We start from the raw sequence: 16,752 nt of genomic DNA, 5'->3' as shown, positions 1-16,752 counted from the left end.
TATGGTCGACCAATCTAAGCAAGATATTTTTCAGGCAATTTCCGACCCAACACGTCGTAGTCTGTTAAAATTACTTGCTGAAAAGGAAATGTCGATAACTGAAATTGTAGGATTCTATACGATAAGCCGTACGGCTGTGAATAAGCATCTGCATATTCTTTTAAATGCTGGTCTTGTCAGAAGTCAAAAGGTAGGGCGTGAAACCCGATATACGCTTAATCCAGAACCATTGGTTGAACTAAAAAATTGGCTCACCTTCTTTGAACAATATTGGGATAAAAAGCTGTTGGCTCTTAAAGAATATATAGAGGAAAATAATCATTAGTAATAGAAGGACCGAGTCTGTGTGATTTAACGCTTTCGGTTCTTTTATTTTATATTCAAATTTTATGTTTCAGACAAGATTAATAGTAATGGGACCTCGAATGTTAAAAGGTTCTGCTTCTTTTTGTAGTTATACAAATATATCAAAGGAATGGAGAAGAGGGAATTGCCAAAAAAAAGGTCTTCTCGGGTGAAACCGTTAGTTTTAATAATCCTATTTCTATTTTTAGCAACTTTTGCTGCGATATATGCTGTCGGATTATATAACAGGGGCAAGGAGCCTATTGTAGAAGAGACAGATTCAAATAATAATAATCAGTTTTCCAGTGTTGATGCATTAGTAAGGGAGACCTTTTCCTTATCAAAAGAAGGAAAAGTTGCCCGTATTTCCTTTATTTCTGGTAGGACTGATTGGAATGAAGTGAATAAAGAATGGGGAAAATCAAATCACATATCGGAAGCGACTAAAGGCAGATATGAAGAATATGAGAATCACCGAGCAGTCATAGGTTATGCGGGTAATATAGTGAATGATATCAGGTCTTATGATTACGAACTGCAAACAATCTCCTTAAATGAGATTAAAAAGGCTGGTGGTGAACCTGATGAAGTACGGTTTTATAAAGATGCGACCCATGACCAAATAATACTTGTCTATCATATAACAAATGCAATCGAATTATCATGGATTTTACCAAAATCAACCGAAAGGGAGCCGAACCCTAAGGTGGACCATATTTCTGTCTATACTAAAGTTAAAAATAAGCTAGACCAACAACAAAAGGCCAAATCCATTTCAGAAATAATTTCTGGAATGACCCTGGATGAGAAAATAGGACAGATGATCCTTGCAGGAATTTCTGGAACCACAGTGGATGCAAATACACAAAATTTAATAACTCAGTATAAGGTTGGGGGAATTATTTTTTACAAAAATAATTTAGTAAACTCTGAGCAGGCCATTCAACTTGTAAATCAAATTAAATCTGTGAATGCTCCCAATCTTCCGCTTCTATTAAGTGTTGACGAAGAGGGTGGTCGGATCACTAGGTTGCCGAGCGGACTTGTTAACCTACCGCCAAATCAACAGATTGGAGTAGTAAATAGCCGGCAGTTTTCATATAAAGTTGGAGCGATATTGGGGGAGGAGTTAAAATCATTTGGTTTGAATATGGATTTTGCTCCAGTTCTCGATATCAACAGTAACCCGAATAACCCTGTTATTGGAGATAGGTCATTTGGAGACAACGCTAAATTGGTAAGCAAACTTGGTATTCAAACGATGAAAGGCATTCAGTCCGAGAATATTATTGCAACGATTAAACATTTTCCCGGTCATGGCGACACATCGGTCGATTCCCATCTGGAGCTCCCTATTGTTAATAAAAGTCTTAAGGAACTAAAAGAATTCGAATTAATTCCGTTTAAGCATGCGATTGATGATGGGGCAGATGTTGTCATGGTCGCTCATATCTTGTTACCCCAACTGGATCCAAAAAATCCTGCGTCCATGTCAAAAACGGTCATCACAGACGTTCTTAGAAACCAGTTGGGTTTCAAAGGTGTGATCATTACAGATGATATGACTATGAGGGCCGTTACAGATCATTTTGATATTGGGCGTGCTGTAGTAGAATCCATTAAGTCCGGCAGTGATATTATTTTAGTGGGTCATCATTATAACAATGTAGTTGAAACAATTTCTTCTTTGAGATCCGCTGTTCAGAAAGGGGAAATTCCTGAACAAAGAATAAATGAAAGTGTTGCCCGAATTATTGCATTAAAAAGGAAATATGAGATTAATAATTCCAAAGTTGGAAGTGCTAACATAGAAGGTATTAACCAATCCATTACAACACTCCTAAATGAGTATGTAAAATAATCATTTAGGAGTGTTTTTTCCATTTTTCTTCAAACGTTTATTAGATTTCGTTTAGAGTCAATTTAGATACACCTTTTAAAATTACTTTAGAAGAGATTAACAAATAAAAAATTGGAGAGTGAAATTATTGAATCCTAAAAATAGCTGGTGGATTTTAGTCATTGTTTCTTTGGGAGTCATTATCCCGTTTGTAGTACCCTATTTTACATTGGACCCCGCAAATAGCCGTGTTTCTTTTTCATCAGCGGCCATACAATTTCCCTTATTAGTTGCTCATATTGTAACGGCATGTGTTGCCCTAATAGTAGGCTTCATTCAATTTCTACATCCGATTCGAATGAAGTCACCTAGAGTCCATCGATATCTTGGTAGAGTGTATGTAAGCAGTGTTATTATAAGCGGGATTCTTGCTTTAGTTTATACTTTTTACGTTGAAAACTTTTCAAAGGCAACTTCCTTCCTCGTGTTATCACTTTTATGGCTTTTTACATGCTGGATGGGGTATCGGACTGCTACAAGAAAAAAAATTGACGAGCATCGCAAGTGGATGATTCGTAGTTTTGGGATCACATTAGTAGCAGTAAGTGGGCGTCTTTTGGTACCGGTATTGCTTCTGATTTATTCTATTTTAAACGGATTCACGCTCCCAGAAGGCAGGGAGGCAATGGTGGAAAATGTGTTAAATGTAAATATATGGGTTGGTTTAATTGCAAATTTCATCATAATTGAGTGGAAGATACTTAAGCAAGATAGTAAAGATAGTTGAAATATAAGATACTTTTGGGTTATTGACAATTGTTTGTTGTTAAGAAATTGTGAATTCTTTATTTCGACTTTATGATCTGTAAAATATAGCTTTTCAGATTTGTAATTTCATAAAGAAAGAGGTTGTAACGATCCTATAGCAGAGACTATTGGGGCAAAAAAATCAGCAGATAAAACTTGAGGGAATATAGGATTGACACGTGATTTTGTGTGAAATAAGGGAGTAAAGGCAGTTCAGTCTTTACTCTCTTTAATCTTAAACATTGAACCGGTACCCGACACCCCAAATGGTTTCAATGTATTGCGGTTTCGACGGGTCTGGTTCTATTTTTTCACGCAGTTTACCAATAAATACGGTTACTGTCGCATTGTCACCCATGGAATCCAAACCCCAGATTTTTTCGAATAACTCGTCTTTGGAGAACACTCTATTTGGATGTATCACCAAAAACAAGAGCAAGTCGTACTCTTTAGAAGTAAATGTAATTTCCTTTTCATTCACGAACACCTTTCTAGATAACTTATCGATATGAATGCCCCGGATGCGGATTTCGTCTTTCTGGCTCATTTCGTTATGGGACATCAATCGGTCGTAACGGGAAAGATGGGCTTTGACTCGGGCAACCAACTCACCTACACTGAAAGGTTTAGTCATATAATCATCTGCACCAAGTCCAAGACCACGGATTTTATCGATTTCTTCCTTTTTGGCTGATATCATTAAGATTGGTATGTTTTTTGCCTGTCTAACCTGTTTACAGATTTCAAATCCGTCCGTATTCGGGAGCATGAGGTCGAGAATAAGTAAATCAAAATCCTCTCCAAGTGCCTTTCTAAGACCAATATCACCGCTTGTGGCAATTTCCACAATAAAGCCGCTCGCTTCTAAATAATCCTTTTCCACTTCTGCAATGACCTGGTCATCCTCAATGATTAGAATTCGTTTCAATCGTGTTCACCCTCATTAATGTAAAATAAATACTGGTCCCTTCTCCTAATTGACTTTCCGCCCAAACTGTTCCACCTTGTCCTTCAATAATTTGTTTGACAATTGCGAGTCCGAGGCCAGATCCTCCTGTTTCTGTGTTTCTTGATGGGTCGGCACGGTAAAAGCGGTCAAAAATATGAATTAGAGACTCGTTATCAATGCCTGGACCGTTATCCTTAATGTGTACCATCGCTTTTTCGTTGTTTTGTAACAATTCCAACCGAATGTCTTTATATGGTTTATCATTATATTTTAGGCTGTTGCCGATAATATTCAACAGCACCCTGCTTAGCTTTTCACGGTCAGCCATTACAAGAATCGGACTATGATTGGCGGCAGAAAATGTAAGACGTGTATTTCCCATCCGTGGGTCAATGCGCAGTTCATCAACATAATTTCGTAAGTATGCATGAATGTCCAACGGTTCCAAATGGAACGGCAGGCGCTTTAAATCCAGCTTAGAATACAGCATCAATTCATCAATCAAAACGTCCATATCTTCTGTTTTTTTTGCAATCATATTCATATATTTTTCCTGTTTTTCCTTAGAATCCGCAATGCCTTCTTGAATACCCTGAACACACGCCTTTATTCCAGTAATTGGCGTCTTCAGGTCATGTGAAATGTTGGAGATGAGTTCTTTGCGATTTTCTTCATATTGTAGCTGCAGATGAATGGACTTCTTCAGCCGAATTCGCATTTCCTCAAACGCTGCTCCCAACTCACCAATTTCGTCTTTTCGTTTCAACTTTACCTCATGATCCAAGTTTCCTCCTTTAAATTGGTTCGCGGCATTTTTTAACATGTACAAAGGTTTGATAAAGCTCCGGGAAACTAAAAAGGTAAGGATTCCATTTGTCAGCCCAATCACCAATAACAGCGATAAAAAGAGCAATGGAAAAAACTTTCTTGCCTCGTTGAAAAAGGGTGTTAGATCGGAAACCAAATAAACCGTTCCAACGGTACCATCACTGAATTGGGTATGATATTTTTCCACTGAAAAACGGTCCCGTCCCCAGCGATTTTGGGTTTGGTTCGTTTGTATCTTCGAAATGGGCTGGTTAAGTTTTAGGCTCTCCACAAAAGGTGAAGAAAAAGTAACCTGATTATTATTTTTCATGACAACTAGGCCCGTCTGCAAACGATTCAATTGTTCGTCGGTTTTTTTCAAAAAATCATGATCAGTAAATCGGTCGGGGGCTGTTTGTGCCATGAATTTCACGCCGGCAATCAGATCACGGCGTTGGTTGGACGCCTCCCAAAAGAATGGCATTCCTTTTCCAGCCCCGACATCTTTATAAAGGGATGAAACCAGTGTTGTGGCAATTAAGGCAAACAAGACGATGGGTATAAAGGTCATTGCGATATAGGAAAGCAGTAGTCTTGTTTTGATGGACATAATCAAATCCCCTTAGAACCGTTTTTTTCTCAAACAACATTGATTCTGCTGAATAAGTCATTATACAATTTTGTGTGCATATGACAAAACGACCAAGTTAGTCGTTGCTTGGCCGCCTTTTATCTTAGTGACGCCAGCGGCGTGTTATGTCATCTTTTTTGATTTCTTCGATTTTCTTGTCTGTTAAGTCAACCGTTTCCGGAACTGTTTTATTAAAGTCGGTGTAATCTATATCAATGTTAATTGTGAGATCGTGTTTTTTACCGGAGTCATCTGTTCCGATAATCTTTATTTTAGCCGACTGCTCTTCCAGAACATTATTTGGGCTGATTTCAGCCTTCAAATCAATTTTATCAACCTTAATTTTATCTGTTAGTTTGGGCATGTTTGCCATCCAGTCTAGTGTATTTTCGCTCTCGGGGTGATTGCCCAACTTGGATACAGCCAATGTTCCGACGGCATTTACCACTGCAGGAACCTGGTCTCCGGCAAGATACAGTTCAACGTGCTTGCCGCCATTTGCTTTATTTTCAACGGTCGCAAGCTCTTTAATATTTCCGAACAATGTTCCGAATATTTGCCCAACCGCTTTTGGCGGACCTTGCTGATCTCCGTTATGTTGCCATTTAGAGGTGTTTAACTCTTTGACCTTATAAACATCCTCTTCACTGTTTTTAAATACAACCTTTCCTTCTTGACGAAACACATTGATTGATCGTGTTTCAGTATTGTCACCAATAAACGCAGCTACACTCCCGGCTTTTTGATCTTTATTTACTTTTAAGTCAGCAGTTCCTATGATAATCTTCTTTCCATTATCTGTGATCGTCAAATCAACATTTGCTGTCATGCTTGATTCAGCCTTCGTATTTTTTAACGCAGTTTTATAAGTGTCGTATCCAGATGTATTCTCCATTGCGGAAATACCGCCGGCCAAAAACAGAACCGCTCCGATTCCTAACCCTGCTCCTGCAGTCAACCATTTCTTTTTCATAGCTACCTCCAACATTTATTTTTTTGAAAAGCTAGTTTTGCCTAAGCTTTCTGTTATCCATCATATCTTCCATGTCTAAAGCGCCTCTAAACCAATTCTAAAAAAAAGTATAAAAACTCATAAAAGTGTGGGACGAAGGGTCGGGAACTCTGACCCAATTTTAAAAGAGTGTTTTAAAGATAAAATGGTAACAATAAAAACTCATAATAAGAGGGAGGATTTTTTTATGAGGTTTCGAGCAATTATTCAACTAAGCAAAAAAAACGCAACAGGTATTCCAGTACCGGAGGATGTAGTAGCTGGCCTCGGAGCAAGCAAGAAACCGGCAGTACGCGTTACTATAGGAGAATACACCTACCATAGCACTGTAGGGTCAATGGGTGGGAAGTTCATGATCCCGCTCAGTGCAGAGCATCGTAAAGGAGTCGGTGTCACAGCAGGTGACGAAGTGGATGTGGACATTGAACTAGACACCGAGCCTCGTGAGCTTACCGTGCCTTCCGATTTCTTAGAAGCACTTGAGCACGAAAGTGAAGCAAAACACTTTTTTGAAGGGTTATCCTATAGCAATAAACGAAGATTTGTCCTTTCAATTGAGGGAGCCAAGACATCCGAGACTCGCCAGCGTCGGATTGACAAAGCAGTAGTTACATTAAAAGAAGGTCGAACTCAGTAATGAACCTCTCACGACTAAAGTCGCGAGTTTCTAACAACCCTACGGGTTGAAAGGACCCGACATTCTAAAACTAGCCTTAAGATTCCTGCTTCACAGAGAACTGCATCCCATAACGAACGTCTTACACTCTCTCCAACAATAAACTGCTTAATTTATTGCCCAATGCTTTTAACACTGGCAGGCACACCCCGCAGTTCCTACGGGAAGAAAAAAGGAATATCTATGAAGCAACAGGTGTTCGTAATATACGAATACCTTCTTCTTTTATGTTATTGGCCGCATTACGGTCGCGATCATGTTCTGCCCCGCAACTTGGACAAACCCATATACGGTCAGAAAGAGATAATAGCGTGTGTTTCTCTTTACACCCATTACATTGTTTCGAAGAAGCAAAAAAGCGGTTAATTAACACGACTTTTTTATTGTCCCAAATTGCTTTGTAAGAAACGAATGTTACAAAAGTAGACCAACTTACATCAGCGATACTACGAGCTAATTTTTTGTTTTTAATAAGACCTTTTACATTTAAATCTTCTAACACGATAACTTGGTTTTCGTTTACGAGTTTTCGAGATTGTTTATGCAAAAAGTCTTTACGTAAATTGCTGATTTTTAAGTGTAACTTGGCTACGTTATGTTGCAGTTTTTTATAATTAGAAGAACCTTTCTTTTTATTTTTTAATTGACGTTGCAAGGTAGCCAACTTTTTTAAGTATTGTTTCAAATAGCGTGGATTTTCAATTTTATTACCATTTGAATCGATTAAAAAATGGGTTAAACCTAAATCGCAACCCATGATATTTTCTGCTGAAACCAAAGACCAATCGATATCGTTTTCTATAGGGACGACTTCTTCAATTTTTAAAGAAATATGCGTTTGACCACTACTATGCACGGTAACTGTTGCCCCTTTGATTTTACCGTTAAACCCTTGTTCCTTAAATAATCGACGTTGTTTCTTTGACAATTTAACGTTTACCCAACCTAATTTAGGTAGTTTAATCTGCTCTTTTTCAAAGTCTAACGCAATATTACCATTCGTTTCTTTTGTTGAATAACTTTGTTTAGATTTGTGTTTTGATCTGAATTTTGGATACCTATTTTGACCTTTGAAAAATCGGTCAAAAGCATCGTCTACTTGTTCTAATGCACATTCCAATGCGAATTTATCCACTTTTTTCAACCAATTAAACATAGGGTGGTCTTTTAAAGCATTGAACGATTGTTTAAATTCACCACTTCTCAAAGTTTCTTTGGTTTCATGATACACTTCCTGTCGTTCACCTAAGAAAAAGTTAAACGTAAAACGTGCACAACCAATCGTTTGAATAATTTGTTCATGTTGTTTCGGTGTGGAAAAGGCACGGAACTTTAATCCATAATTACGGATTTTCTTGTTTTCTTTTGCCAATTCTTCATTTCGTTGTTTTATTGTTTTTCGTTTTCCAGCCATTCCACTCACCACCGATCTCAATTTGATATCTTAATTTTACCAAATATTTACCATAAACACAAACGTTCGTTCTTTATTTTAATATAAAAAACTGAAAAAAAAAGCGCCCTAACTCACGACTGAATTCACAAGTGTGCGGGCGCTAGTTATCAAATAATGTAAATAACTTTAATCGAATGGTCGACTAATACAGGGATACTATAAACATTTACACCTGAACTACCAGACCTTTATTATGATCCGAAACTTTGGGGACAAGTCGGTCAGGATGGAACGATTGATAAATTGCTGGCATTGAATTCCGGTGAAATCACCGGTTTAATTGGTATGGCGGTGGATTATAGTAACGAAAGAAATGAACTGAAATACTGGATTGCCGTAGAAGGTAAAGGGAATTTACCGGATAATTTCTCCACATTCGATGTACCGGCGGCAAAATGGGTCGTATTTGAAGTTGTGGGTCCGTATGCCCAATCTGAAATCTGGGTTCCTGTTAAATAAACATGGTATATTATTAGTATAAAGACCCCATAAAATGTTAATTTATCAGATGCCAATTGAAGTAATGGGGCATTAATTTAACAACTGATCATCATCCGCAATCGGGCGCCATCCTTTAACAGGAAAGCGCTCATTTTTCATTATAGGGCCAGATTGCGGAAGACTATATTGTGAAAATGCTATTAAGTATAGTGCTAGTTTTAAATGTTACCCTACCACTTTCATTTTCTGATGTTATTGCAGGAGTAGTTAGCCAAAACATAACTACAATAAGTGGGTGTACTACAAAAGATTCCATTAAAAATCCCGAAGCAATTTTACTAATCAATATTGATACGGGATTTTTATTTTTATTTACACAGTAGTTTCTTTTATGTCTGCTTTCAATTCTTTAAACCATTTTAAGTTCACTAAATGGTGAGAACGAGAATTTTCGTTCATGCGATGAAAATAATCAACTTTACCAGGTAATTCTTTAGTGTTAGCTAGGTATTCATCGAGATGAGCAATTCTAGCTTTAGTTTGATCGATTTGTGATTGGATTAATTCCAATAACTTATTTTTATCGAATTCGTCTGCAAAGAGTAATGTGCCATAGAATTGTAAGTTTACATACTCGGATTTAGTCCCATATTTGGCCATTAATTTATCGAATTCTTCCATTCCCAAAGACGTGATTTTAAAAGTGTGAATTTCACGATCATTGTTTGGACGGGTTTGATACGTTTGTTCAATCAAGCCTTTTTCTTCAAGTTGTTGCAAATTGTAATAAAACGATCCTTTAGTGAAATTCACGATATATTTATAATGTCGTTTTTCCATTAAACTTAATAGTTCGTATCCATGAGCGCCAGGGTTTTGAATAAGTAAGCCAAGGATAAGTAAAGGAATCAAGGCTGCATCACCTTTGCCATTTGTACTTCAAATTCAGCGTATGTGATTTTACCAAGAGCCAAATTCATACTGTGAATATAAATTAGTTCAGTTTTCGAATAGTTATTGTTTATTTTTAGTGATTGAACTTCATCCGCAAGAGACCCTAAGATATGACCCTTTTTTGAAAATGCTTCGAAGTAGCGATAACCGAATTTTCGTTGGGAAATGGCGTTAAAATGAATACCATCCGGATTGGCAGTTAAACCTTCTGCTGATACAAAATAACAATTTTGCTGCTCATGAGCGAATTGACGTAATTGTTCATTGATTTCTTGGAATTCTGTTGAGTACTTTCCGAAACCGGATTTTCCAAGAAAATCCCCAAGCTCACCAATGATTAATGGGACATTTTGAAGGTTTAATTCTTTTCGTAAAGTCTCAATGATAAAAGATAATTTTTCATAATACGTTTCATGTAGAGAATTATTGCTATCACTTTCACCTTGATGCCAAAGTATGCCACAAATTTCACTAGTTTCAAGAGCAAACCTTGCTTCAGACAAAGCATGTTGAAAAAGAGTACCCTGCGGATGCCAATCGTTCAAGGAACTGCCACCTTCCGCACAAGGAATCAAACCAATTTCTTCATCTGGCTGGGCTTTCGACCATGCCTCTGCAAAAGATGCTGCTAGACTTACACCAGCAACTGGGCGGTCATAATTAATTGGCTCTGTCATCATTTGCCACTGACCGTTGCGAAGCATTTTTATTTTTTCATTATAGATAGGTTCTACCTCATGCAGGAATCCACGACCTGCCATATTTGATTGCCCTAGCATTAAAAAAGATTTTATCATTTAATTTTCATTCCTTTACACAATAGTCTAATTAGACTTCAATATTATAGAGTCTAATTAGACTATCGTCAACTCGATGTATCTGGTAAATTTTTAATAACGAACTAATATAGAACTGTCATCGTTCTAATAACTACTGAAAGAAAATATTGAGTAGGAATAACAAGGTTGAACTTCTCTTATAAAATAAAGATAATTACTTTATTGATTATAATAAGTATGAGGAAGAAGGCTATTAAAAATAGGGATTTATGAATTAAAATACATCAAAGTACAGGTGCAATAATTCAATTATCATATTCCACAATCGGGCGATTCTTGAAAAAGAATTGTGCCTTCTTTAGCTATAGGGCCATTTAATTGAGTAACCTAATAGGAAAATACCTATTGATATATATTATGAAATAAAGGAAAATTATCCATATTAAATTTATAACAAGGAGGAATTTTACTTGAAGCTTATAAGCATAATTATTATGACAGTAGCGTTATTAATAACTTGCTTATTCCCCCATCAAAACGTTTATGCAGCAACATCAATTAACGTCAAAATCAATGGACAAACTCTCTACTTTGATCAACCACCAATAAATGAGAATGGAAGAGTACTAGTTCCAATGCGAACAATCTTTGAGGTGATGGGTGCAGATGTTCAGTGGGTAACACAAACAGCAACTGTTAAAGCTACAAAAGGAGACTTAATGATCAATTTACCACTAAACCACAAACAAGCAACCATAAACGGAGTAAAGAAGGGTTTAGATGTACCAGCAAAATCAGTAAATGGACGTACTCTCGTTCCTTTACGGTTTGTTAGTGAAGCTCTTGGTTGTCAAGTTGTATGGAAATCAGCAAAGTCTTTGGTATCCATAAGTTATGATGGCGAGATAGTCATTCCATCTCCTGCCGCTACTCCAATAAATGGGGATGAGGAGGAAAGATTATCAGTACCTATTGGTAATGCTTTTGATGGAATAGAGGTACCACTTTTAAAATCAGAAGTATTTGATGATTTCCTTGATAAATAGTCAAGTATAAGAACTAACGGAGTACTTTCGTAAAAAATTTAGGGGTTATTTGCAGTTCTATTACATATTCTACTATTCAACAATCGGCGCAATTCTTGAATTAGAATTGTGCCTTTTCAGTTAAAGGGCAGATTATTGAAGAACAATTAAAATTGGTGCAATATATCATCATTCTTTCAAGTAAAATATACCTAATATAATTGGTTCTTTCAGGAGGTTGAATTAAGTGAACAGTTCCCCAAATAAAATGAAGCTTATCATTCCAAAAGGATGTGACAATGCTCCAAGGAAACAAATAGTTATTGATTTTACAGTAGCTATATTAAAACAGCAAAATGAAATCATTAAGGAATATGCTGATGAATCTATTATATGGTATCAATTAAAAGATAATAAAAAAATAGAAGGTCAATGTTCATTAATTACTATTTTGCAGGATGAAAATAAAAACATCATTGACTGCCTTGAAATTTACCAAGTGATAACTCACGGGAAATTCGCTTCAATAAATGGTGTGATTTCATTAGCAAATGGTACAAAAATTGATTTCTGCGATGTATATATGTTTAGCAATACTGCAAGGTCTGGAAAGGTAAAGGAAATAAAATCATATAGACTGGGACGGAGGGTCGGGAACTCTGACCCATTGTCCGGCAATCGGGAGGGCAACCTTTGACTTTTACCAAAAGACAGTATAAAATTAAAATTGAATTTTATAGGTTAAGGAGGATTATTAAAAAATGACACACTCAATGAGACTACGTTTCCCAACTTTGAACAAGTAATTGAATACGTTCAAAGGCTCTGTTTTGTGTTTACAGAGTAAACGGGATAAGTCTGTCCTTTTTTAATAATCTTCATTTCATATATGGAAAGATTAGAAAGGTGGATTGTTCTGCCTTTCTTTATTTTTGTCTAATAAATCTTTCTTTGCTTACCCCAAAGGTAGGTTTATTCGCTGACGGTTTCTAGATGTCCATAAAATAAGGACGGGTCTCTTTCCCTTTACTCTCAAATCACAGGCAGATGCTTGTGATTTTTTATTTTGAAAGGGGACGGAAGAGCAATGGAAAATGTATGCATTGAATTGGAAAATATTGAACTTTCATTTTTAGATAGAGTGGTATTAAACATTCCACGACTCGCTGTACACCAGTTCGACCGAATCGGTATTGTCGGGAAAAATGGTGCTGGTAAGAGTACCTTATTAAAACTGATGGATGGTCAAATTAAGCCAGAAAAAGGGCGAGTGAAACGTTTTATAGATTTTGCCTATTTTGATCAACAAGCTATTCCTGAGATAAAGGAAGTAAATTACGAGCTAAAAGGGAAACTGTCTATTCCAGAAACGGAGATTGAAAAGTTTAGCGGTGGGGAACAGACAAGGCTAAAGTTAGCTCAAATATTCTCAAACTATCATGAAGGATTATTAATTGATGAGCCAACCACCCATCTTGATGCGGAGGGTATACAATTTTTTATCGAGGAATTGAACTACTATTATGGTGCCTTAGTCATAGTAAGTCACAACCGGTATGTATTGGATAAACTTGTAACAAAGATATGGGAAGTGGATGATGGAACTGTAACGGAATATACAGGGAACTATTCTGATTATGTAGCACAAAAAGAGCTTCAGAAAAGACAGCAACAGGAGCAGCATGATCAGTATGTTAAAGAGAAATCAAGACTTATGAAGGCCGCAGAAGAAAAAATGAAGAAAGCCGAAAAAATTACGCAGGCAAATGGACGTATGTCCAAAAAAGAAACAAAAGCAAAAGCCAATAGAATGTTTATGACGAAATCAAAGGATACAAGTCAAAAGTCAGTCCAACGAGCAGCAAAAGCGATGGAACAGAGAGTAGAAAAGCTTGAAGAGGTGGAAGCCCCAAAAGAGGAGCAAATCATTCATTTTCACCAGCCGTCTGCTCTTCAATTACACAATAAATTTCCGATTATGGCGGATTGTGTAACGATAAAAGCTGGGAATAAGGTACTTCTCAAAGAAGCAAGATTCCAGTTTCCATTGGGTAAGACAATCGCCATTACTGGAAAGAATGGTTCAGGTAAAACGACGTTACTTCATCATATACTACAGCGGGGTGAAGGGATAACGATTTCTCCAAAAGTAGTGATCGGGGCGTATGAACAGATGGCTTATCAATTTACTAAAGATGAAACGGTACTAGACTTTATGAAGGATAGAAGCGACTTTAGCGAAAGTAAGATTCGATCAGTTCTTCATTCGATGGGTTTTACAGGAAATGACTTAAACAAGAACGTTCGGAATTTAAGTGGCGGAGAGGCCATTCGTCTTGTATTGTGTCAGCTGTTTTTAGGGAGATATAATGTGTTGATCTTGGATGAACCGACAAACTTTTTAGATGTTTTCTGTATAGAAGCATTGGAACGATTTTTAAAAGGGTATGATGGAACCATTCTCCTTGTCTCACATGATAAAACTTTTATTAATAGAGTAGCTGATTGTATATACGTAATAGAAGAGCAAAAAATAGTGCATGAAGCATAACGTGGGACGCGGGGGCGGGAACTCTGGCCCTGTGTTAAAAAAATTATAGAAATGAGTTGTTAGTCAATGAACACAGTAATTAACAATCAAAAGAAGAATTGGTTAAAGAATATTATTCTCTTTTTAAGCAGCCAGACGATTTCCCTTTTCGGATCTTCCTTGGTTCAATATGCGATGATGTGGTATATAACACTTACAACGGAATCTGGAGTGATGATGACGTTGTATATTATTTGCGGTTTCATTCCGACTTTTCTTTTATCTCCAGTTGCAGGGGTTTGGGCAGATCGCTACAATCGGAAAACGCTGATTATTTTAGCGGATGGACTTATCGCAATGGCAACTTTAATCCTTGCTATTCTCTTTTTATTGGGATTTGATGCAATTTGGTTACTTTTTGTAATGGCGGCCGTTCGTGCTTTTGGTACAGGCATCCAAATGCCGGCTGTTGGGGCTATTTTACCGCAAATTGTACCAAAGGATAAATTGACAAAGGTGAATGGAGCGAACGGAAGTATTCAAGCTGTTATCATGTTTGTAGCTCCAATGGTTAGTGCAGCCCTACTTACAATGACTTCGATTGAAATCATATTTTTTATTGATGTCATTACGGCAGCGATGGCAATCGTCACCCTACTTACCTTTGTAAAAATCTCTATACATGAGAAAGCCGCGGAAAAACAAACAACAAGTTACCTTAATGATTTTAAACAAGGATTACAATATATAAATAACCATGGTTTTCTAAAGCAATTTTTCCTGTTTTTTGCAGTCTTCTTTGTTTTGATGGCTCCTGCGGCATTTTTGACACCACTGCAGGTTACACGTAGTTTTGGTGGTGATGTGTGGCGACTAACAGCTATCGAAATTGCCTTTTCAATTGGTATGATGGCTGGTGGAGGTATCATCGCTTCTTGGGGTGGCTTCCAAAATAAAATTAAAACATTGGGATTCGCAAGTGTTATTATGGGAGTCTGTACAATTGCACTGGGGATTGTTCCGGTTTTTTGGATTTATTTAGTCTTCATGGCTTTGTTCGGTGTTGCTATGCCAATTTTCAATACTCCAGCCAACGTCCTATTACAGGAAAAGGTAGAGGAAGATTATTTGGGTAGGGTTTTTGGGGTGATGGGAATGATCTCAACCTCGATGATGCCGCTTGGAATGCTTATATTTGGTCCAATTGCAGATTATATCAAAATCGAATGGCTACTATTGGGAACGGGCGTATTCATTATCATACTAGCAATTTTTCTAGGCCGGAATAAGGTTTTACTTGAAGCGGGAAAACACGTATTGGAAGAATCCTAAATTGTTGAAAACGAGGGGCAGATGTCCCTCGTTCTTTACGTGGCTCCCAAAAATAAAATCAACGTTTATTCTTTTGTTGTATCCCCTATCTTTACAGGGTTGAAGTTGTTCCTTCCAATAGTTCCGACAAGGATTCTTTTAATTTGATGGCCACTCACTTTTATTCATAATTTGAATTTTAATCAGCTGTACTGGTTTAGGATTTTATTTAACTTTTCTTTCATGCAATCAATTAATTCAGTTGGACCTTTAATGATAGCCTCTTCACCATAGCTAATAAAATGATTAGAAAAAAAGTTAATATCATCTTTTGAGATATCGCCTTTCAAAAATCCAAATCCATCATCTCTTTTAGTCAATTCAACATTTAGCCATTTTGTTGGTTTATACATTTCTACACCCTTTTTAGTTAGTTCGACATTTAATTGGTATGTATCTTTATTTTTATTAATTAGGCTAAAACGGTTTTTCAAATGAAACTTTGACAAATCAAAATCAATAGGACGATTATTCTCATCAAGCTCTACGGATGTTATACGATCACATCTGAAGACACGATAATCCTTCCTATAAAAACAATAAGATGGACAATACCACTTTCCTTCAGTTGCATAGATCCCAATTGGTTGAATACTTCTCTTGGTGATTTTACCGTTTTTTTCATAGTTTATTATGATTACCTCTTGTTCTATTGATGCTTCTAATAATTGTTTTAAAAAAGGGATTTCTTCCTGTTGGAGAGCTGATACAAAATCAACTCGGTCTTTCATTCTGTCAATTGCATCTCTTGTATCACCTGAAAGATTTAGATAGAATTTCTTTTTTATGGATTCAAACTCTATATCAAATGGTAGGGAAATGTAGTGTCTTAAGGCATGCATTGCAAAAAATATAGCGATGGCTTCATCTTCACTAAATGCAATTGGAGGGAGAATTCTTTCATTTAGGACTTGATAACCACCATGAGGCCCTGCCTCAGAATACAATGGTACACCCATCTCACTTAATTCTTGTAAATCTCTCAAAATGGTTCTTTTTGAAACCTCAAATTCTTGTGCTAATTCCCTAACAGTAAATCTTTTTCTTCGATTAACCATCATTATCATTTCGTTTAATCTTTTTGCTTTAGACATTTCTACCTCCAAAAAATAACAGTGACATCTGTTGT

At 36.7% G+C, this 16,752-nt stretch carries 17 protein-coding genes and 1 pseudogene; 11 read left to right on the top strand and 7 right to left on the bottom strand.

Going from position 1 to position 16,752, the window contains the following annotated elements; all coding sequences use genetic code 11:
* The first annotated feature begins 1 nt into the window (after position 1).
* The 3 genes from P9E47_RS07950 to P9E47_RS07940 all read left to right on the top strand — a co-directional run bounded on the left by P9E47_RS07950 (position 2) and on the right by P9E47_RS07940 (position 2,972).
* The gene (locus P9E47_RS07950; RefSeq protein ID WP_003329831.1) at positions 2 to 325 is read left to right on the top strand and encodes an ArsR/SmtB family transcription factor; all 324 of its coding nucleotides are present in this window, start codon (positions 2 to 4) and stop codon (positions 323 to 325) included.
* Positions 326 to 490: 165 nt separating this feature from the next.
* The gene (gene nagZ, locus P9E47_RS07945) at positions 491 to 2,206 is read left to right on the top strand and encodes a beta-N-acetylhexosaminidase (protein ID WP_326163066.1); all 1,716 of its coding nucleotides are present in this window, start codon (positions 491 to 493) and stop codon (positions 2,204 to 2,206) included.
* Between the two features lie 127 nt (positions 2,207 to 2,333).
* Positions 2,334 to 2,972: a DUF2306 domain-containing protein gene (locus P9E47_RS07940; protein WP_326163065.1), complete on the top strand. Its 639-nt coding sequence runs from the start codon at positions 2,334 to 2,336 to the stop codon at positions 2,970 to 2,972.
* A gap of 255 nt (positions 2,973 to 3,227) precedes the next feature.
* Here P9E47_RS07940 and P9E47_RS07935 read toward each other — a convergent pair whose 3' ends face one another.
* The 3 genes from P9E47_RS07935 to P9E47_RS07925 all read right to left on the bottom strand — a co-directional run bounded on the left by P9E47_RS07935 (position 3,228) and on the right by P9E47_RS07925 (position 6,352).
* On the bottom strand, positions 3,228 to 3,920 hold the full coding sequence (locus P9E47_RS07935; RefSeq protein ID WP_003329833.1) for a response regulator transcription factor: 693 nt from the start codon (positions 3,918 to 3,920) through the stop codon (positions 3,228 to 3,230).
* A complete protein-coding gene (locus P9E47_RS07930; protein ID WP_326163064.1) occupies positions 3,898 to 5,358 on the bottom strand; it encodes a sensor histidine kinase in 1,461 nt (486 codons plus the stop codon). Before P9E47_RS07930 ends, P9E47_RS07935 begins: the two co-directional genes overlap by 23 nt.
* Before the next feature lie 124 nt (positions 5,359 to 5,482).
* Positions 5,483 to 6,352 (bottom strand): hypothetical protein, encoded by an 870-nt coding sequence (locus P9E47_RS07925; RefSeq protein WP_326163063.1) that lies wholly within the window; start codon positions 6,350 to 6,352, stop codon positions 5,483 to 5,485.
* Between the two features lie 226 nt (positions 6,353 to 6,578).
* Here P9E47_RS07925 and P9E47_RS07920 point away from each other — a divergent pair, with 226 nt between their 5' ends.
* Positions 6,579 to 7,028 carry a YdeI/OmpD-associated family protein gene (locus P9E47_RS07920; RefSeq protein WP_326163062.1) on the top strand — a complete coding sequence of 150 codons (450 nt, stop codon included), beginning with the start codon at positions 6,579 to 6,581 and terminating at the stop codon, positions 7,026 to 7,028.
* 220 nt (positions 7,029 to 7,248) lie between these two features.
* Here P9E47_RS07920 and P9E47_RS07915 read toward each other — a convergent pair whose 3' ends face one another.
* Complete coding sequence (locus tag P9E47_RS07915) at positions 7,249 to 8,481, bottom strand: RNA-guided endonuclease TnpB family protein (protein WP_003329838.1); 1,233 nt, start codon at positions 8,479 to 8,481, stop codon at positions 7,249 to 7,251.
* 252 nt (positions 8,482 to 8,733) lie between these two features.
* On the opposite strand from P9E47_RS07915, the pseudogene P9E47_RS07910 reads away from it, so the two are divergent.
* Positions 8,734 to 8,982: pseudogene (locus P9E47_RS07910) on the top strand (GyrI-like domain-containing protein); the annotation flags it as partial.
* Positions 8,983 to 9,152: 170 nt separating this feature from the next.
* Positions 9,153 to 9,347: a hypothetical protein gene (locus P9E47_RS07905; RefSeq protein ID WP_003329840.1), complete on the top strand. Its 195-nt coding sequence runs from the start codon at positions 9,153 to 9,155 to the stop codon at positions 9,345 to 9,347.
* Here the strand turns inward: P9E47_RS07905 and P9E47_RS07900 are convergent.
* Positions 9,337 to 9,876 (bottom strand): PadR family transcriptional regulator, encoded by a 540-nt coding sequence (locus P9E47_RS07900; protein ID WP_003329841.1) that lies wholly within the window; start codon positions 9,874 to 9,876, stop codon positions 9,337 to 9,339. The genes P9E47_RS07905 and P9E47_RS07900 overlap by 11 nt on opposite strands.
* A complete protein-coding gene (locus P9E47_RS07895; protein WP_326163060.1) occupies positions 9,873 to 10,715 on the bottom strand; it encodes a sialate O-acetylesterase in 843 nt (280 codons plus the stop codon). The genes P9E47_RS07900 and P9E47_RS07895 overlap by 4 nt, the downstream gene beginning before the upstream one ends.
* Positions 10,716 to 11,167: 452 nt before the next feature.
* Here P9E47_RS07895 and P9E47_RS07890 point away from each other — a divergent pair, with 452 nt between their 5' ends.
* From P9E47_RS07890 to P9E47_RS07875, 5 genes are all read left to right on the top strand, one after another.
* Positions 11,168 to 11,743, top strand: a complete 576-nt coding sequence (locus P9E47_RS07890) for a copper amine oxidase N-terminal domain-containing protein (RefSeq protein ID WP_326163059.1) — start codon at positions 11,168 to 11,170, stop codon at positions 11,741 to 11,743.
* Between the two features lie 226 nt (positions 11,744 to 11,969).
* Positions 11,970 to 12,419 carry a hypothetical protein gene (locus P9E47_RS07885; protein WP_326163058.1) on the top strand — a complete coding sequence of 150 codons (450 nt, stop codon included), beginning with the start codon at positions 11,970 to 11,972 and terminating at the stop codon, positions 12,417 to 12,419.
* A 64-nt stretch (positions 12,420 to 12,483) separates the two neighbouring features.
* On the top strand, positions 12,484 to 12,528 hold the full coding sequence (locus tag P9E47_RS22925; RefSeq protein WP_152551248.1) for an erythromycin resistance leader peptide: 45 nt from the start codon (positions 12,484 to 12,486) through the stop codon (positions 12,526 to 12,528).
* A gap of 281 nt (positions 12,529 to 12,809) precedes the next feature.
* Positions 12,810 to 14,273 carry an Msr family ABC-F type ribosomal protection protein gene (locus P9E47_RS07880; RefSeq protein ID WP_326163056.1) on the top strand — a complete coding sequence of 488 codons (1,464 nt, stop codon included), beginning with the start codon at positions 12,810 to 12,812 and terminating at the stop codon, positions 14,271 to 14,273.
* A 66-nt stretch (positions 14,274 to 14,339) separates the two neighbouring features.
* Entirely contained in the window at positions 14,340 to 15,584 is a 1,245-nt protein-coding gene (locus P9E47_RS07875) for an MFS transporter (RefSeq protein WP_326163054.1), read from the top strand.
* Between the two features lie 182 nt (positions 15,585 to 15,766).
* On the opposite strand, the gene P9E47_RS07870 is transcribed toward P9E47_RS07875, so the two are convergent.
* On the bottom strand, positions 15,767 to 16,717 hold the full coding sequence (locus P9E47_RS07870; protein WP_003329848.1) for a helix-turn-helix transcriptional regulator: 951 nt from the start codon (positions 16,715 to 16,717) through the stop codon (positions 15,767 to 15,769).
* Positions 16,718 to 16,752 lie beyond the last annotated feature (35 nt).

The organism is Schinkia azotoformans (assembly GCF_035811335.1).
Classification (GTDB): Bacteria; Bacillota; Bacilli; order Bacillales; family Bacillaceae_J; genus Schinkia; species Schinkia azotoformans.
The sequence above is the reverse complement of the archived record's forward strand: the minus strand, read 5'-3'. Positions and strand labels throughout refer to the sequence as shown.